Here is a 17,581-nt window from a genome sequence, read left to right as displayed (position 1 = left end):
TCCTCATGGGGGGATACGAGAAACGGGCAATTCTACGGCAAGTCTTCAGGCAGGGAAAATAATCTGACAGAAAATTGCCGTTCAATGCTGCTGCAAAAAGTCTTCAATGTCAGCCAGTGAGGATATCCCTTCCATTGGACCTTGCTGCATTACCGCGAGCGCGCCGCTGGCATTTGCATATTGCAGCGCCTTGTGTGCCGGGATACCGGATAAGAAAAGAGTGACAAACGTTGCGCCAAAGCAGTCGCCTGCACCCGTTGGATCGATTATTTCGATATCGTGGCCTGCAACATGCTTGGCGTGTAATGTTCCGTTTTTAAGCTTGTAATAGCTGGCCCCACGCTGGGCGCGTTTTATCGCCACATGTTTTACGCCGCCGTGGAGAAGATCGCTAACAATCTGTTCTTCTGACAGATTTTTGTGACGCGCGAAGAAAGGGAGTTCGCTTTCGCTGGGGATAAAAATATCCGTATATTCAATCAAATAATCGAGAGCCTGCGCCATTTCAGGAATACTCAGCATCTCTTTGCGAATATTGGGATCGAAAGAAACGGTGCCGCCAGCCGATTTGATCGTCGTTATTGCTTTACGCATGACATCGATCATGCGAAATGAGAACAATGATGAGCCCACAATATGCAGATGGTTACACTGTTTTAGCAGATCCTTATCAATGTGCTCGGCAGTAAACAAACCGCAGGCGCTGTTAGGGATATTAAAGACGAAATCCCGCTGCTGGGGATTTTGATAACTCACGAATGCCGTACCTGTTACGGCATTGTTCATAACATGGATCCCATCGGTAATGACACCTTCATGACGGAGGCGCTCTATAATGAGTCGGCCAAAATCATCATTACCAACACATCCGAAGAAGATGGCCCGATGGGACAGTTTTGCCACCTGAGCAGCAAAAATTGCTGGTGCACCGCTGGGAAATGGCCCGATAAACTCCCCAGGCTGAGTGAATTTTTGATGTGGGTTGCGGGACAAAAACTCGGCCAGCAATTCGCCCATAGCGCAGATAGTTATTGTCACAAAACCCCTCTCATTCCTGAAGCCTTTCGCGATTGGACCAGGTAAAGCACTCATTACTGGTATAAAGGATAACGAAATCAGCCGACTGCAATTGTTGCTGATATTGTTCGTTAATGCTGCGGCTGACGATCACATTTTCTGCCTGATGCAAATGTCCAATGGCAGCCGTTGATGGCGCAGGATCGGCGGCAACGATAACTGTCTTATTCTGGGCATTATCGAAACAGAGCTGCCAGGCAGCGGCAAGTCTGGGAACGTTGATATTTAAAGTACCATCAGCATCCAGATGGCTGATTTCCAGAATGCTGTGTGTAATGGTGAAATGCTGAAGTGCCTGTTCGAGCGGTTTTCCGGCCAGTGCGGTGTCGGGGCGCAGCATTTCACTGCCAGCCAGTATTATTTCGCCATCAATAAACTGATTTGCCAGCAGCGCATGTTCGGGATCGTTGGTGATCAGACGCAGTTTTTTCACTTCGCTGAGCAAGGGAATGATCTTACGGCAGATTGTCCCATGTCCAAGAAATAGCGTGTCACGATCGCGAATTAACCGTGCGCAATGTCGTGCTATTTCCATTTGTTGTGCCAGAGACAATGGCGCGATCGGTTGTATCGCTTCTGGTTCAGAGGAGAGTGGTGTCGCAATAGCACCGCCAAATGATCGCTTTAAATATCCCTGTTGCTCCAGATAACTGAGATCGCCGCGGATCGTCACGCCAGAGACACCAAGTTGCGCAGATAAGTCATCAACTTTGATTTCACCCTGGGCGGCAACAATTTCTGCAATTTTTAATCTGCGTTTCAGTAGGTTAGACGATTTTCTCGGCACGTTAACACTCTTCATTGGCCTTTAATGCGTAACACTATAGCCCCTTGTATTTTTCTTTGAAAGTTACCCTTCAATAATATCGACAATTCGAAAATAAAAGCATAGGGCAAAAATTGCAGCAAAAATAGCTTAATGCATTGAAAATAAATGAATATTTCCATATCTGTCCAAAGGCATCATTGGTTTCATTTTCAAAGTGAAAAATAAATTAAGTTATTTTTTGTAAGTTATTTTGATGATGTTCGACATGCATCACGCTTTTTACCGCTTTTGCTGTGCTAGTTTGCTTTCAAAATGAAAGTGAAGATTCTCTTTCTTCATTTTGTAAGGTGAACGACAAATATCAGGAGCTGCGATGTACATCATTTCAAGCAAAAACATGCTGAAAAAAGCCCAGTCAGAGGGATATGCCGTCCCTGCTTTCAACATTCATAACCTTGAAACTTTACAGGTAGTTGTTGAGAGCGCTGCACAACTTCGCTCTCCCGTTATGCTGGCGGGAACACCGGGTACTTATCGTTATGGCGGCGTGGGAAGTTTGATTTCGTTAGTACAATCGCTGGCTCGCGAGTACAACCTACCGTTAGTCCTGCATCTCGATCATCATGAAGAGTGTGATGACATTTTTGACAAGGTCCGCGCAGGGATCCGTTCTGTCATGATTGATGGTTCCCATTTGCCATTTGAAGACAACATTGCGCGAGTGCAAGAAGTTACCGCCTTTTGCCATTGCTTTGATGTTAGCGTTGAGGCCGAGCTAGGGCGTCTTGGCGGTCAGGAGGACGATCTGCTGGTGGATGAAAAAGATTCAGCTTATACCTCACCAGCCGCAGCTGCAGAGTTTGTTCAACGTACCCAAATTGACTCTCTGGCGGTAGCAATAGGCACTGCACATGGTTTATATGCGCATGAACCACGTCTGGATTTTGTGCGGCTGGAACAAATTCGCCAGCTGGTAGAAATTCCACTGGTGTTGCATGGAGCTTCAGGCCTATCGGAACAGGACGTTCAGCTCTGTATTCGCCACGGTATTTGTAAAGTAAATGTCGCGACAGAATTGAAAATTGCGTTTGCCGATGCGTTAAAAGGATATTTCTACAACAATCCTGCGGCAAATGATCCTCGCCACTATATGCAGCCCGCAAAGGCCGCCATGAAAGAAGTCGTAACTCGTATTATTGGCGTCTGTGGCAGTGAAGGAAAAATTTAAGACGTTGTACCCTACAAAAACAATGAGGATTGTTTATGAAAAATATTAAATTACTTGGTTCCGCTATGATGGTGAGCCTGGCATTGTTCTCGCAAAGTTCATTGGCAAAAGAGTATAAAATTGGTGCGTCATTATTAACACAGCAACACCCTTTTTATATCGACCTCGCAAATGCAATGAAAGAAGAGGCGAAAAAAGATAATGTCAATTTAAGTGTCTCTATTGCCAATCAGGATTTAAACAAACAGCTTTCTGATGTTGAGGATTTTATTACTAAAAAGGTAGATGCCATTATTATCTCTCCGGTCGATTCGAAAGGTGTCCAGGCAGCGATAATTAAAGCCGATAAGGCTGGTATTCCCGTTATCACCGTTGACGTTGCCGCGGAAGGCGTTCCGGTCGTATCGCATGTTGCGACCGATAATTACGCGGGAGGCGTTGAAGCTGGTAAGTTAATGGGCAAACTTTTGAATGGTAAAGGTACTGTAGCCATTATTTCTTATCCTGCACTACAATCGGTGGTTGCGCGCGTTGATGGTTTTAAGAAAGGGTTAAGCGAGACACCGGATATTAAAATTGTTGCTGAACAGCCAGGTATAACGCGGGCTGAAGCGTTAACGACTGCGCAAAACATTATGCAGGCCAACGCCAACCTGAATGGTCTGTTTGGCTTTGGTGATGATGCGGCGTTGGCAGCGGTTATCGCAGCGAAATCTGCGCATAACGACAACATCAAAATCATTGGTTTTGACGGCATGAAAGAAGCGCGTGATGCCGTTGACAGTGAAAAAACGTTTGCGGCCGTGATTCGGCAATATCCCGATCAAATGGGTGCTAAAGCCATTGATGCCGCTGTTGATCACCTCAATGGTAAACCGGTAGAGAAAATGATCCCGGTACAACCCGGCGTTTATACAGGTAAATAATAAACATCTTCATTTCACAACAAAACGTTATCGACGTTTTGTTGTGACACCGAGGTCATTATGACGGATGTTATTCTTGATGTTTCGCATATTGCGAAGACATTTGGTCATGTTCAGGCATTAAAAGATATTACACTCTCTTTACGTAAAGGGCGGGTACATACTTTATTAGGTGAGAATGGTGCCGGTAAATCGACATTAATGAAAATATTGGCCGGTGTTTATCCGCCAACCCAGGGAACAATAAAACTACGTGGTGAAACTATCACCATTAATAATCCGCAGCATTCACGTCAGTTAGGGATTGCTATTATTTTTCAGGAACTGAGCCTGAGTAATAATATGACCGTGGCGGAAAATATTTATGCCAATAATGAACCGCGACGTTTTGGCATTATTAACGATAAAAAAATGCTCGCAGATTGCCAGAATCTCCTCGCGGAACTGGGCATCCCACTGGATCCGCTGGAAATGGTCGGCAATATGTCGATGGCACATAGGCAACTGGTAGAAATTGCCAAAGCCTTAAGCTATGCAGCAGATGTCGTGATTATGGATGAACCGACATCTTCGCTAAGTGATAATGAAGCAGAGATTCTGTTTAACATTATTGAGAAATTAAAGCAGCGAGGTTGTGCGGTTATTTATATCTCTCATCGCATGGATGAAATTATGCGGATTTCAGATGATATTTCGGTGATCCGCGACGGTGAGTATATCGCTACGCATGAAAAGAAAAACAGTGATATCCAGCATTTGATTGCCCAAATGGTTGGTCGGGAAATGAAAAATATTTGGCCAGCACGTCTTGGGGAAAAGCCGGATGAAAATGTTCCTGCAAAACTGGAAGTAAAAAACCTTTCCCATCCTTCGCTTTTTAAAGAGGTCAGTTTCGCTGTGCGTCCGGGGGAAGTCCTCGGATTTTTTGGCCTGGTGGGGGCCGGGCGTTCCGATGTGATGAAGGCGCTATTTGGCCTCGTTTCGTATCACGGGACTGTGTTGATCGATGGCAAGGAAGTCAGGATCGCTAATCCCAAACAGGCCATTGATCATGGCATTGCATTTGTGACCGAAAACCGCAAGGAAGAAGGGTTAGTGCTGATGCACGACGTCAATATGAACACGCACCACGTGGCGTTTCAATATAACGCTTTGCGGATGGGACTCATCAATCACCGACAAGAAGAGGCGAAGACGCTGCAATCTATTGCCAGAATGAACACTAAAGTGAGTTCTGTACATCAGGCAGTGGGAGCGCTGAGCGGCGGTAATCAACAGAAAATCGTGTTATCCAAGTGGCTGGAGAAAACTCCGCGTATTTTATTGCTCGATGAGCCAACGCGCGGAGTGGATGTCGGCGCAAAATTTGAAATCTATAACGTGATACGTCAACTGGCTGCGGCAGGGACAGCAATTATTCTGGTGTCCTCTGAACTGCCAGAGGTCATGGCACTTAGCGATCGTCTGGTGGTAATGCGTAATAAAACGATTGCCGATATTTATTCATGTGAAAATTTAACGCAGACACAGGTAATGACCGCTGCAACAGGAGTACGTTAAATGACAGAGAAAACTCTTGCCAGTCCGAAACCTTCGGAAATTCCCATTGCAAATAATTTTAAAAAAGTCTTCAGGCAATATGGCGGTATCCTCAGTGGAATGGTGGTGTTAATCATTCTGTTCAGTCTTATTAATGACAGTTTTTTTACTGCCAATAACATTACTAATATTATTCTTCAGGTTTCGATAATTGCAATTACCGCCTATGGAATGACTTATGTACTTTTGCTTGGCGATATTGATTTATCAGTCGGTTCAACCATTGCATTGATTGGCACATTTGCTGCGCTTGGGGCTTCATGGGGAATTCCATTTATTTTATTGGTCCCATTATCCATTATTGCAGCGCTGGTTCTGGGGATGATAAATGGTGGCTTGACGGCTATAGCGGGTATCCCTTCGTTTATTGTCACCGTTGCTACTATGGGGATCTTCCGTGGTATCGCTTATATAGTGACTGATGGTATGCCCATCATGATTAAAGATGATGCTTTTCTGGCGCTGGGGAATGGAGAGTTTCTTTATATACCGATTCCTATCTGGATATTAATGATCTTATTGCTGATTAATCATTTCATCCTTACTAAAACAACCTTTGGACGAAAAATTTATATCACTGGTGGTAATAAAGAAGCGGCAGTCTATTCAGGGATAAATGTCACCCGCTTGAAAATTAAAGTCTTTATGATTACTGCAGTGCTGGCAGGTATCAGCGGGATGATCCTCGCCTCACGCCTCTATTCCGGGCAACCGAATTCCGCCTTGAGCTACGAACTGGATGCTATTGCCGCGGCTGTACTGGGAGGCACCAGCCTGAACGGCGGCTATGGAACCGTAGTGGGGACGGTGATCGGCGCATTAACCATCGGCGTTATTAATAATGGCATGAACTTAATGAATGTTCCCTATTTTTACCAGATGGTGGTTAAAGGATTAGTCATTCTTGTAGCCGTTTATTTTGACGTAAGAAATAAAAGAAAACGCAGCTAATCATTTCAAGGAATTAATCATATGAGTAAGGTCTTCACAATTGGAGAAATTCTGGTTGAAATTATGGCGAGTAAAATCGGCCAGCCATTTGATCAACCAGGTATCTGGAACGGCCCTTATCCCAGTGGTGCGCCCGCTATTTTTATCGACCAGGTGACACGTCTTGGCGTTCCGTGCGGCATCATTAGCTGTGTGGGGAATGATGGCTTTGGTGATATTAATATACATCGTCTGGCTGCTGACGGTGTGGATATCAGGGGGATTTCAGTCTTACCTCTGGAAGCTACCGGGAGTGCCTTTGTTACTTATCATAACTCTGGCGATCGCGATTTTATTTTTAATATCAAGAATGCCGCTTGCGGTAAATTATCGGCGCAGCATGTTGATGAAAATATACTGAAAGACTGTACCCATTTTCATATTATGGGCTCATCCCTGTTTTCATTTCATATGGTAGACGCAGTAAAAAAAGCAGTAACCATCGTTAAAGCAAATGGTGGCGTTATTTCTTTCGACCCGAATATTCGGAAAGAGATGCTCGATATTCCAGAAATGCGCGATGCCCTCCACTTTGTTCTTGAGTTAACGGATATCTATATGCCCAGCGAGGGTGAAGTGTTGCTCTTGTCGCCACACTCGACGCCGGAGCGTGCAATCGCTGGTTTTCTTGAAGAAGGTGTTAAAGAGGTGATTGTGAAGCGCGGCAATCAAGGAGCCAGTTACTACTCCGCGAATGAGCAATTTCATGTTGAGAGCTATCCGGTGGAAGAAGTTGACCCGACCGGTGCGGGAGACTGTTTTGGTGGCGCATGGATTGCCTGCCGCCAGCTAGGGTTTGACGCCCATCGGGCATTACAATATGCCAACGCCTGCGGTGCACTGGCGGTAACCCGACGTGGCCCAATGGAGGGAACGTCTCGCCTTGCGGAAATCGAAGCGTTCATCCAGCGCCATGACATGTCCATTCGGGAAGCAGCACAATGAAAAACGAAATTTGGTCGTGGATTGGCGATCTCTCGCAGGTTGCCGGAATTAAACACTATGAGTTACGTAGTGGCAGATCAAAGGGGACAGAAGCGTTTGATGTCCGTACTGGTGCGGGATTGGCATTTACGGTGGTAAAAGATCGCGCGCTGGATATTGCATGGGCCAGCTACAAGGACACTGCGCTCTCTTTTATCACCCCCAACGGCATTGTCGCCCCCGCTTTTTTTGAGTCTCAGGGCAACGGGTTTTTACGTAGCTTCTACGCGGGGTTACTGACTACCTGCGGACTTAGCTACATTGGCACGCCCTGTGAGGATAACGGAGAAACGCTGGGGTTACACGGGCGTTTGGCTGCGACTCCAGCAGAAGAGGTGGGGTATCGCACAGAACGGATCGACGACGGCATTGAATTTGTCATCAATGGCAAAGTACGGGAAACACGATTGTTCGGTGAAAATCTGACGCTGGAAAGGACCATTCGCTGCCGTTATGGCGAAAATGTGCTGCGCATTGAAGACAAGGTGACTAATCATGGTTTCACCCGCCAGCCGCTGCAAATTCTTTATCACTTTAATTACGGCTGGCCTTTATTATCACCACAGGCAGAAATCTTGCTGTCGGCTAACAGCGTAACGCCACGGACCCCACATGCGGCGGAAGGGTTAGCCAGTCATCTGGAAATTTGTACTCCGCAGCCCGGTTTTGACGAGCAGGTTTACTATCTCACGTTGAATAGCGACAGTCACGGGATGAGTAAAGTTGCGCTGGTGAACGCTGAACTGGGGTGGGGAATTTACGAAAAATTCGACACCTTGCAGCTACCCAACTTTATTCAGTGGAAAAATTTAGGTGCGGGCGAATATGTTATGGGGCTGGAGGTCAGTAATAGTTTTCCTGACGGGCGTGATAAAGAACGAGCGCAGGGACGTCTGCCCTTTATTCAGCCGGGTGAAACAAAGACATACTGTTTTGAGCTGGGAATTGTTGAAGGCGATGCTGAAATTAGCGCGTTGAAAGCGGAAATTGCAGGCTACCGTTAGTTAACGGTAATAAAAACGCCGGGCAGCCTTAACAGGCCCGGCGTTAATTACGTTCTTTGCTAAGCGCGATGAAAACACCGCGCGACACAAATTATTTTTCCTGAAGACCGAGTTTTTTCTCCAGATAGTGGATGTTAGTGCCACCATGCTGGAAGTTCTCGTCATTCATGATGCGAATCTGCAGATCAACGTTGGTTTTGATACCATCGATGATCAGCTCCTGCAGCGCATTCTTCATGCGGGCAATCGCTACGTCACGGTTTTCACCGTAGCAAATCAGCTTACCGATCATTGAGTCATAGTACGGCGGTACGGTGTAGCCCGCGTAGATATGAGACTCCCAACGCACGCCAAAACCGCCAGGTGCATGGAAACGGGTGATTTTGCCCGGACTTGGCAGGAAGGTGTTCGGATCTTCGGCGTTAATACGGCATTCCACCGCATGGCCGCGAACGTGAACTTCTTCTTGCTTGATCGACAGTGGCTGACCAGCAGCAATACGCAGTTGTTCTTTGATCAGGTCAACACCGGTGATCATTTCAGTAACCGGGTGTTCTACCTGAATACGGGTGTTCATTTCGATGAAATAGAACTCGCCGTTTTCGAACAGAAACTCGAAAGTACCTGCACCGCGATAGCCGATATCAACACACGCTTTAGCACAACGTTCACCGATGTAGCGACGCAGTTCCGGGGTAATGCCCGGTGCTGGCGCTTCTTCGACCACTTTCTGGTGACGACGCTGCATAGAGCAGTCACGTTCCGCCAGATAGATAGCGTTGCCCTGACCGTCCGCCAGTACCTGGATCTCGACGTGGCGAGGATTTTCCAGGTATTTCTCCATGTAAACCATGTCGTTATTGAAAGCGGCTTTCGCTTCCGCACGGGTCATGGAGATGGATTGCGCCAGTTCAGCGTCGCCGCGTACTACACGCATACCACGACCGCCGCCGCCGCCGGAGGCTTTGATAATCACCGGGTAACCAATGCGTTTTGCAATGGCGCGGTTTTTATCCATATCGTCGCCCAGCGGGCCGTCAGAACCCGGTACGCAAGGAACGCCAGCTTTTTTCATCGCGGCGATTGCGGATACTTTGTCACCCATCAGGCGAATGGTGTCTGCTTTCGGGCCGATGAAGATAAAGCCGGAGCGTTCAACCTGCTCGGCAAAATTGGCGTTCTCGGAGAGGAAGCCGTAACCCGGATGGATTGCTACTGCGCCGGTGATTTCAGCGGCGCTGATGATTGCCGGGATGTTCAGATAACTTTTTACTGACGGAGCAGGGCCGATACAGACCGTTTCGTCTGCCAGTAATACGTGTTTTAGATCGCGATCCGCACTGGAGTGCACAGCGACAGTCTTGATGCCCAGTTCTTTACAGGCACGAAGAATACGCAATGCAATCTCGCCGCGGTTGGCAATAACAATTTTATCCAGCATGTTCGCCTCGTTACTCGATGACGACCAGCGGCTCGTCAAATTCTACCGGTTGTCCACTTTCGACCAGAATTGCTTTCACGGTACCGGATTTGTCCGCTTCGATCTGGTTCATCATTTTCATGGCTTCAACGATGCACAGGGTATCGCCCACGTTGACTTTCTGACCCACTTCGATGAACGCTTTTGCGTCCGGGCTTGGGGTGCGGTAGAAAGTACCAACCATCGGGGAACGTACGATGTGACCACTGATTTCCGCTGCTGCTGGCGCTTCCATGGAAGGAACGGTCGCCGGAGCGGCTGCGTTAGATTGAGCTGGCTGCTGCATCATTGGTGCAGCGTAAGCTTGTTGCATCACAGGGAAACTTGCGGCAGGAGCTGCACGGCTGATGCGTACTGACTCTTCGCCTTCTGAGATTTCCAGTTCGGAGATGCCTGATTCTTCAACCAGCTCGATCAGTTTTTTAATCTTACGAATATCCATGAGTGGGTTCCGTACTCTTTGTTTAGTGTGATTGTGACAGGCGTTTCACCGCCGTCTGTAAAGCGTATGCCCCGACAGCTGTATGCATAGCGATAAATTCCAGCAGGCCGGGACGCCGGTCTATTTTGCCCCAGAGTGTCAATGTTAGACTTGACGGACATTGTGCAGCGATCTGCTGCTATCCTCCGGCAAAAAACAAAATATACCTTCGTTGCGCCAATGTCACCTTTTCCGCAGCGCAAAAACTGCGTCAGGGAGGACGAGGTCGCACATTATAACGATTTCGTAGCAATTGGCAGCTAAATACTGGTCTTATCAGGGAAGATAATCAACAGCTAACATGTAAATAACCTTCAACACCGTGTAATTTGCAACAAGCCGCACAATTCACGAAATTAGCGCTATCGTCGACGGAACTTCTTATAACGTAAGGCTAAAAGCTGTAAAGCCAGCCCTGCGAAGATGAGGGGCTGCAATGAGATAATCTTCACAGACCACAAATAATGTAGGGATGCCAGGATCGCGACAAGATAGACGACATTACGCAGCGGTTGCTGGGGATTACTCAATTTTCACTGCATCGTCTGGATAAACGTGAATGCTAAAGCACGCAAAATCAACAAACTGACAATGCTCAGCATCAAATAGCTTTGAGTGGTTAATTTATAATCAAATAAAATCAGATTATTCACCCCTGGGATCAGAGTTAAGGTACAGATTAAGCGTAGCGTCACCCAGGCAAAGCGCCTTAAACCTAACAGACGACGGGACGTATCAATAATGACTATTTAGTGGAGTATCAAGGGGGTTTTCCACCGTTTGGTGACCCGTATCAATGCGCATCAATTTATGGTCAGTCGAAATCATGACTTTCCAGTTTGGATTATGTTGTACAACTTTCTGACCAAGATGTTCGACGAAAGCTGTCCGGCTAACCGCTTTTCCTGTTAACCGATTGAATAATGATTTCAAAATGAGTTCCCTCTCTTATTATTCCCTGCTAAATGGTTAGTTAACCTTCACCAGCGTGCGACCCTGGATCTGGTTATTAATGATGGCCTCGGCAAATTTCGGTGCCTCTGCCAGAGATATCTCTTTTGCCGCCTGGGTATAGAATGATTCCGGTAAATCGGCGACCAGTCGCTGCCAGGCTTGTGCGCGGCGTGCTGGTGGCGTCATCACTGAATCCACCCCCTGTAAACGGACATTACGCAGAATAAATGGCATGACCGTTGTTGGCAGAGTAAAACCACCCGCCAGACCACAAGCTGCCACGCAGCCTCCGTAATTCATTTGCGCCAGCACTTTCGCCAGCACTTTGTCGCCAACGGTGTCAATTGCCCCAGCCCAGAGTTGTTTTTCCAGAGGACGGGATTCGGCAAACGCATCGCGAGGGAGAATACGGCTGGCACCTAAACTTTTCAGATATTCATGGGTACTTTCGCGACCGGAAACGGCAACGACCTGATAACCCAATTTATGCAGCAGCGCCACGGCGGTACTGCCGACGCCACCACTGGCACCCGTTACGACAATCTCGCCGTCCTGCGGGCGAACACCGGCATCTTCCAGCGCCATCACACACAGCATGGCGGTAAAACCGGCAGTACCGATAATCATTGCTTTACGCGCGTCCAGCCCTTGCGGCATGGCAACCAGCCAGTCACCTTTCACTCGCGCCTGCTCCGCCAGCCCACCCCAGTGGTTTTCACCAACGCCCCAGCCAGTGAGTAATACGTCCTGACCGGCATGAAAACGCGGATCTTCGCTGGTGCGTACAGTTCCGGCAAAATCGATCCCAGGAATCATCGGAAAATTACGGATGATTTTTCCCTTACCGGTAATTGCCAGCGCATCTTTGTAGTTCAGGCTCGACCAGTGAACATCAACCGTGACATCGCCTTCCGGCAGGCGACTTTCGTCCAGAGTCTGTACCGATGCGAGAGTTTTGCCGTCCTGCTGTTCTAAAAGTAACGCCTGCATAAGTGGTCCTCATGTGCATGATGGATTGGAAAATAATTTCTGAAGACTATACTCGCTAATGGAAAAGCAAAGCCGATGAAGCGCAATAAATTGCGAGATAAATCTGATTTGCTAGTATGCCCGCTTCCTCACTATCGGAGTTAACACAAGGATGAGATTAACGACGAAATTTTCGGCCTTTGTTACGCTGCTCACCGGGTTAACAATTTTTGTGACTTTGTTGGGCTGTTCGCTAAGTTTCTACAACGCCATTCAGTATAAGTTTAGTCATCGCGTTCAGGCGGTGGCGACGGCGATTGATACCCACCTTGTGTCGAATGACTTCAGCGCATTAAGGCCACAAATTACCGAATTAATGATGTCAGCAGATATCGTTCGTGTAGACCTGCTACATGGTGATAAACAGGTTTATACCCTCGCCAGAAATGGTAGTTATCGTCCGGTTGGCACCAGCGATCTGTTTCGCGAACTGAGCGTTCCGTTGATAAAGCATCCGGGGATGTCGCTGCGTCTGGTTTATCAGGATCCGATGGGCAACTATTTCCATTCGTTGATGACCACCGCGCCGCTCACGGGGGCGATTGGCTTTATCATTCTTATGCTCTTCCTGGCGGTACGCTGGTTACAACGGCAACTTGCCGGGCAAGAATTGCTGGAAACCCGGGCTACTCGTATCTTAAACGGTGAGCGTGGCTCTAATGTGTTGGGAACCATCTATGAATGGCCGCCCAGAACCAGCAGTGCGCTGGATACGCTGCTTCGTGAAATTCAGAACGCACGCGAACAACACAGCCGTCTTGATACGCTGATCCGCTCTTATGCCGCCCAGGACATGAAAACCGGCCTCAATAACCGACTCTTCTTCGATAATCAGTTAGCAACGTTACTGGAAGATCAGGAGAAAGTAGGTACCCACGGGATCGTGATGATGATTCGTCTACCGGATTTCAATATGTTGAGCGATACCTGGGGGCACAGCCAGGTTGAAGAACAGTTCTTCACTCTGACGAATCTGCTGTCGACATTTATGATGCGCTACCCTGGCGCACTGCTGGCGCGTTACCACCGCAGTGATTTTGCTGCGCTGTTGCCGCACCGGACGTTAAAAGAGGCTGAGAGCATAGCCAGTCAGTTAATCAAAGCCGTCGATACCTTGCCGAACAATAAAATGCTCGATCGCGACGATATGATCCACATTGGTATCTGTGCCTGGCGTAGTGGTCAGGATACCGAGCAGGTAATGGAACATGCAGAGTCTGCCACGCGTAATGCGGGATTGCAGGGCGGCAATAGCTGGGCTATTTACGATGACTCGTTGCCTGAAAAAGGACGCGGTAATGTTCGCTGGCGTACGCTTATCGAGCAAATGCTCAGTCGCGGCGGCCCGCGCCTTTATCAAAAACCGGCGGTTACTCGCGAAGGTCAGGTTCATCATCGCGAACTCATGTGCCGCATCTTCGATGGTAATGAAGAGGTTAGCTCGGCGGAGTATATGCCGATGGTCTTACAATTTGGCTTATCGGAAGAGTATGACCGCCTGCAAATCAGCCGTCTGATTCCACTATTGCGTTACTGGCCGGAGGAAAATCTGGCGATTCAGGTTACCGTTGAGTCGCTGATTCGCCCGCGTTTTCAGCGTTGGCTGCGCGATACGTTAATGCAATGTGAAAGATCGCAACGAAAACGCATAATTATTGAACTTGCAGAGGCCGATGTAGGTCAACATATCAGTCGTTTACAACCTGTTATTCGTTTAGTGAATGCTTTAGGGGTACGGGTAGCCGTCAACCAGGCTGGTTTGACGCTGGTAAGCACCAGTTGGATCAAAGAACTTAATGTTGAGTTACTCAAGCTCCATCCGGGGCTGGTCAGAAACATTGAGAAGCGAACGGAGAATCAGCTGCTGGTTCAAAGCCTGGTGGAAGCCTGCTCCGGGACCAGCACCCAGGTTTACGCCACCGGCGTGCGTTCGCGAAGCGAGTGGCAGACCCTGATTCAGCGCGGTGTTACAGGTGGGCAAGGGGATTTTTTCGCGTCCTCACAGCCACTTGATACTAACGTGAAAAAATATTCACAAAGATACTCGGTTTAACCTGCCGTTTAATCCGTTTTCACGTAGAATAACGCGCGCTGCGTCTCATGGGAGTGTGCTTGTCTGCTCGCCAGATTGTTGCAGCACATATGCAGATGAATGACCTTACGCGGTTGCAAACAGGCGAGGAATGCTGCTGATGCATTAAGCCTTTCTGGACTCAGGCAGAGATTTGTAACAAAGGAAACGAACTGCACTAATTTTCACCGTAGCAGATGATTTTTGCGCCTTGTCGCTGCTGCGTGTGGTTGGTAAAGTAAGCGGATTTTCTTTTCCGCCCCAGCTTTCAGGATTATCCCTTAGTATGTTGAAAAAATTTCGTGGCATGTTTTCCAATGACTTGTCCATTGACCTGGGTACTGCGAATACCCTCATTTATGTAAAAGGACAAGGCATCGTATTGAATGAGCCTTCCGTGGTGGCCATTCGTCAGGATCGTGCCGGTTCACCGAAAAGCGTAGCTGCAGTAGGTCATGACGCGAAGCAGATGCTGGGCCGTACGCCGGGCAATATTGCTGCTATTCGCCCAATGAAAGACGGCGTTATCGCCGACTTCTTCGTGACTGAAAAAATGCTCCAGCACTTCATCAAACAAGTGCACAGCAACAGCTTTATGCGTCCAAGCCCGCGCGTTCTGGTTTGTGTGCCGGTTGGCGCAACCCAGGTTGAACGCCGCGCAATTCGTGAATCCGCGCAGGGCGCTGGTGCCCGTGAAGTGTTCCTGATTGAAGAACCGATGGCTGCCGCAATTGGTGCTGGCCTCCCGGTTTCTGAAGCGACCGGTTCTATGGTGGTTGATATCGGTGGTGGTACCACTGAAGTTGCTGTTATCTCCTTGAACGGCGTGGTTTACTCCTCTTCCGTGCGCATTGGTGGTGACCGTTTTGATGAAGCTATCATCAACTATGTGCGTCGTAATTACGGTTCTCTGATCGGTGAAGCCACCGCAGAACGTATCAAGCATGAAATCGGTTCGGCTTACCCGGGCGATGAAGTCCGTGAAATCGAAGTTCGTGGCCGTAACCTGGCAGAAGGTGTTCCACGCGGTTTTACTCTGAACTCCAACGAAATCCTCGAAGCACTGCAGGAACCGCTGACCGGTATTGTGAGCGCAGTAATGGTTGCACTGGAACAGTGTCCGCCGGAACTGGCTTCCGACATCTCCGAGCGCGGCATGGTGCTCACCGGTGGTGGCGCACTGCTGCGTAACCTTGACCGTTTGTTAATGGAAGAAACCGGCATTCCAGTCGTTGTTGCTGAAGACCCGCTGACCTGTGTGGCGCGCGGTGGCGGCAAAGCGCTGGAAATGATCGACATGCACGGCGGCGACCTGTTCAGCGAAGAGTAATCGGATACAGGCAGGGGAAGCGTCTGTTTACCCTGCCTGGTCTGATACGAGAATACGCATAACTTATGAAGCCAATTTTTAGCCGTGGCCCGTCGCTACAGATTCGCCTTATTCTGGCGGTGCTGGTGGCGCTCGGCATTATTATTGCCGACAGCCGCCTGGGGACGTTCAGTCAAATCCGTACTTATATGGATACCGCCGTCAGTCCTTTCTACTTTGTTTCCAATGCTCCTCGTGAATTGCTGGATGGCGTATCGCAGACGCTGGCCTCGCGTGACCAACTAGAACTTGAAAACCGGGCGTTACGTCAGGAACTGTTGCTGAAAAACAGTGAACTGCTGATGCTTGGACAATACAAACAGGAGAACGCGCGTCTGCGCGAGCTGCTGGGTTCCCCGCTGCGTCAGGATGAGCAGAAAATGGTGACTCAGGTTATCTCTACGGTTAACGATCCTTATAGCGATCAAGTTGTTATCGATAAAGGTAGCGTTAATGGCGTTTATGAAGGCCAGCCGGTCATCAGCGACAAAGGTGTTGTTGGTCAGGTGGTGGCCGTCGCTAAACTGACCAGTCGCGTGCTGCTGATTTGTGATGCGACCCACGCGCTGCCAATCCAGGTGCTGCGCAACGATATCCGCGTAATTGCAGCCGGTAACGGTTGTACGGATGATTTGCAGCTTGAGCATCTGCCAGCGAATACGGATATTCGTGTTGGTGATGTGCTGGTGACTTCCGGTCTGGGCGGTCGTTTCCCGGAAGGCTATCCGGTGGCTGTTGTCTCTTCCGTAAAACTCGATACCCAGCGCGCTTATACTGTGATTCAGGCGCGTCCGACTGCGGGACTGCAACGTTTGCGTTATCTGCTGCTGCTGTGGGGCGCGGATCGTAACGGCGCTAACCCGATGACGCCGGAAGAGGTGCATCGTGTTGCTAATGAACGTCTGATGCAGATGATGCCGCAGGTATTGCCTTCGCCAGACGCGATGGGGCCAAAGTTACCTGAACCGGCAACGGGGATCGCTCAGCCGACTCCGCAGCAACCGGCGACAGGAAATGCAGCTACTGCGCCTGCTGCGCCGACACAGCCTGCTGCTAATCGCTCTCCACAAAGGGCTACGCCGCCGCAAAGTGGTGCTCAACCGCCTGCGCGTGCGCCGGGAGGGCAATAGTGGCGAGCTATCGTAGCCAGGGACGCTGGGTAATCTGGCTCTCTTTCCTCATTGCGCTGTTGCTGCAAATCATGCCCTGGCCGGACAACCTGATTGTTTTCCGGCCAAACTGGGTGTTGCTTATTCTGTTGTATTGGATCCTGGCCTTGCCCCATCGCGTAAATGTGGGCACAGGTTTTGTGATGGGTGCCATACTGGATCTGATTAGCGGCTCGACGCTTGGCGTACGCGTGTTGGCGATGAGCATCATTGCTTACCTGGTGGCGCTGAAATATCAGCTTTTCCGCAACCTCGCATTATGGCAGCAGGCGCTGGTCGTCATGTTGCTTTCGCTGGTGGTGGATATTATTGTTTTCTGGGCAGAGTTTTTAGTGATTAACGTCTCTTTCAGACCGGAAGTGTTCTGGAGTAGTGTAGTCAATGGAGTGCTCTGGCCGTGGATTTTCTTGCTGATGCGTAAAGTCCGTCAGCAGTTTGCAGTGCAATAAAG

16 protein-coding genes and 1 pseudogene are annotated in these 17,581 nt (G+C 48.9%); 10 read left to right on the top strand and 7 right to left on the bottom strand.

Annotation, left to right across the window (positions count from 1 at the left end; translation table 11 throughout):
* Positions 1-81 precede the first annotated feature (81 nt).
* Together HEN33_RS06745 and HEN33_RS06740 are read right to left on the bottom strand one after the other, a co-directional pair.
* A complete protein-coding gene (locus HEN33_RS06745; RefSeq protein ID WP_176262741.1) occupies positions 82-1,017 on the bottom strand; it encodes a sugar kinase in 936 nt (311 codons plus the stop codon).
* A gap of 31 nt (positions 1,018-1,048) precedes the next feature.
* On the bottom strand, positions 1,049-1,879 hold the full coding sequence (locus HEN33_RS06740) for a DeoR/GlpR family DNA-binding transcription regulator (RefSeq protein WP_000843961.1): 831 nt from the start codon (positions 1,877-1,879) through the stop codon (positions 1,049-1,051).
* Between the two features lie 340 nt (positions 1,880-2,219).
* On the opposite strand from HEN33_RS06740, the gene HEN33_RS06735 reads away from it, so the two are divergent.
* From HEN33_RS06735 to HEN33_RS06710, 6 genes are read left to right on the top strand one after another with little or no spacing between them, the layout of a single operon-like run.
* Positions 2,220-3,074 (top strand): tagatose bisphosphate family class II aldolase, encoded by an 855-nt coding sequence (locus HEN33_RS06735; RefSeq protein ID WP_000275530.1) that lies wholly within the window; start codon positions 2,220-2,222, stop codon positions 3,072-3,074.
* 35 nt (positions 3,075-3,109) lie between these two features.
* On the top strand, positions 3,110-4,000 hold the full coding sequence (locus tag HEN33_RS06730; RefSeq protein ID WP_024212244.1) for a substrate-binding domain-containing protein: 891 nt from the start codon (positions 3,110-3,112) through the stop codon (positions 3,998-4,000).
* Between the two features lie 60 nt (positions 4,001-4,060).
* On the top strand, positions 4,061-5,560 hold the full coding sequence (locus tag HEN33_RS06725; protein WP_176262740.1) for a sugar ABC transporter ATP-binding protein: 1,500 nt from the start codon (positions 4,061-4,063) through the stop codon (positions 5,558-5,560).
* Positions 5,561-6,550, top strand: a complete 990-nt coding sequence (locus tag HEN33_RS06720; protein WP_176262739.1) for an ABC transporter permease — start codon at positions 5,561-5,563, stop codon at positions 6,548-6,550. It abuts the gene before it with no gap.
* 21 nt (positions 6,551-6,571) lie between these two features.
* A complete protein-coding gene (locus tag HEN33_RS06715; protein ID WP_000048610.1) occupies positions 6,572-7,534 on the top strand; it encodes a sugar kinase in 963 nt (320 codons plus the stop codon).
* Positions 7,531-8,577 carry an aldose 1-epimerase family protein gene (locus HEN33_RS06710; RefSeq protein ID WP_176262738.1) on the top strand — a complete coding sequence of 349 codons (1,047 nt, stop codon included), beginning with the start codon at positions 7,531-7,533 and terminating at the stop codon, positions 8,575-8,577. The genes HEN33_RS06715 and HEN33_RS06710 overlap by 4 nt, the downstream gene beginning before the upstream one ends.
* Positions 8,578-8,668: 91 nt before the next feature.
* Here the strand turns inward: HEN33_RS06710 and accC are convergent, their stop codons facing one another.
* From accC to acuI, 5 genes and pseudogenes are all read right to left on the bottom strand, one after another.
* Positions 8,669-10,018 carry an acetyl-CoA carboxylase biotin carboxylase subunit gene (gene accC / locus HEN33_RS06705; protein WP_000884620.1) on the bottom strand — a complete coding sequence of 450 codons (1,350 nt, stop codon included), beginning with the start codon at positions 10,016-10,018 and terminating at the stop codon, positions 8,669-8,671.
* Between the two features lie 10 nt (positions 10,019-10,028).
* The gene (gene accB, locus HEN33_RS06700) at positions 10,029-10,499 is read right to left on the bottom strand and encodes an acetyl-CoA carboxylase biotin carboxyl carrier protein (protein WP_000354622.1); all 471 of its coding nucleotides are present in this window, start codon (positions 10,497-10,499) and stop codon (positions 10,029-10,031) included.
* A gap of 401 nt (positions 10,500-10,900) precedes the next feature.
* Positions 10,901-11,269: pseudogene (locus tag HEN33_RS26310) on the bottom strand (sulfoxide reductase heme-binding subunit YedZ); the annotation flags it as partial.
* A 4-nt stretch (positions 11,270-11,273) separates the two neighbouring features.
* A complete protein-coding gene (locus HEN33_RS06695) occupies positions 11,274-11,471 on the bottom strand; it encodes a hypothetical protein (RefSeq protein ID WP_000838310.1) in 198 nt (65 codons plus the stop codon).
* Between the two features lie 36 nt (positions 11,472-11,507).
* Positions 11,508-12,482 (bottom strand): acrylyl-CoA reductase (NADPH), encoded by a 975-nt coding sequence (acuI, locus tag HEN33_RS06690; RefSeq protein ID WP_176262737.1) that lies wholly within the window; start codon positions 12,480-12,482, stop codon positions 11,508-11,510.
* A 151-nt stretch (positions 12,483-12,633) separates the two neighbouring features.
* Between acuI and csrD the strand changes: the two genes are divergently transcribed.
* From csrD to mreD, 4 genes are all read left to right on the top strand, one after another.
* Entirely contained in the window at positions 12,634-14,574 is a 1,941-nt protein-coding gene (gene csrD / locus HEN33_RS06685) for an RNase E specificity factor CsrD (protein ID WP_001241406.1), read from the top strand.
* A gap of 304 nt (positions 14,575-14,878) precedes the next feature.
* On the top strand, positions 14,879-15,922 hold the full coding sequence (gene mreB, locus HEN33_RS06680) for a rod shape-determining protein MreB (RefSeq protein WP_000913396.1): 1,044 nt from the start codon (positions 14,879-14,881) through the stop codon (positions 15,920-15,922).
* A gap of 65 nt (positions 15,923-15,987) precedes the next feature.
* A complete protein-coding gene (mreC, locus tag HEN33_RS06675) occupies positions 15,988-17,091 on the top strand; it encodes a rod shape-determining protein MreC (protein ID WP_000802511.1) in 1,104 nt (367 codons plus the stop codon).
* A complete protein-coding gene (gene mreD / locus HEN33_RS06670) occupies positions 17,091-17,579 on the top strand; it encodes a rod shape-determining protein MreD (RefSeq protein WP_000179409.1) in 489 nt (162 codons plus the stop codon). Before mreC ends, mreD begins: the two co-directional genes overlap by 1 nt.
* Positions 17,580-17,581: the final 2 nt, after the last annotated feature.

It is taken from the genome of Escherichia sp. 94.0001 (genome assembly GCF_013369155.2).
GTDB lineage: Bacteria > Pseudomonadota > Gammaproteobacteria > Enterobacterales > Enterobacteriaceae > Escherichia > Escherichia coli_F.
The sequence above is the reverse complement of the archived record's forward strand: the minus strand, read 5'-3'. Positions and strand labels throughout refer to the sequence as shown.

Bases quoted from the DNA above. Each gene is read 5' to 3' on its own strand.
- mreC (WP_000802511.1), top strand. From the start codon at position 15,988: ATGAAGCCAATTTTTAGCCGTGGCCCGTCGCTACAGATTCGCCTTATT.
- HEN33_RS06715 (WP_000048610.1), top strand. From the start codon at position 6,572: ATGAGTAAGGTCTTCACAATTGGAGAAATTCTGGTTGAAATTATGGCG.
- HEN33_RS06740 (WP_000843961.1), bottom strand. From the start codon at position 1,879: ATGAAGAGTGTTAACGTGCCGAGAAAATCGTCTAACCTACTGAAACGC.
- mreB (WP_000913396.1), top strand. From the start codon at position 14,879: ATGTTGAAAAAATTTCGTGGCATGTTTTCCAATGACTTGTCCATTGAC.
- HEN33_RS06745 (WP_176262741.1), bottom strand. From the start codon at position 1,017: ATGGGCGAATTGCTGGCCGAGTTTTTGTCCCGCAACCCACATCAAAAA.
- HEN33_RS06710 (WP_176262738.1), top strand. From the start codon at position 7,531: ATGAAAAACGAAATTTGGTCGTGGATTGGCGATCTCTCGCAGGTTGCC.
- HEN33_RS06725 (WP_176262740.1), top strand. From the start codon at position 4,061: ATGACGGATGTTATTCTTGATGTTTCGCATATTGCGAAGACATTTGGT.
- accB (WP_000354622.1), bottom strand. From the start codon at position 10,499: ATGGATATTCGTAAGATTAAAAAACTGATCGAGCTGGTTGAAGAATCA.
- accC (WP_000884620.1), bottom strand. From the start codon at position 10,018: ATGCTGGATAAAATTGTTATTGCCAACCGCGGCGAGATTGCATTGCGT.
- HEN33_RS06735 (WP_000275530.1), top strand. From the start codon at position 2,220: ATGTACATCATTTCAAGCAAAAACATGCTGAAAAAAGCCCAGTCAGAG.
- acuI (WP_176262737.1), bottom strand. From the start codon at position 12,482: ATGCAGGCGTTACTTTTAGAACAGCAGGACGGCAAAACTCTCGCATCG.
- csrD (WP_001241406.1), top strand. From the start codon at position 12,634: ATGAGATTAACGACGAAATTTTCGGCCTTTGTTACGCTGCTCACCGGG.
- HEN33_RS06730 (WP_024212244.1), top strand. From the start codon at position 3,110: ATGAAAAATATTAAATTACTTGGTTCCGCTATGATGGTGAGCCTGGCA.
- HEN33_RS06720 (WP_176262739.1), top strand. From the start codon at position 5,561: ATGACAGAGAAAACTCTTGCCAGTCCGAAACCTTCGGAAATTCCCATT.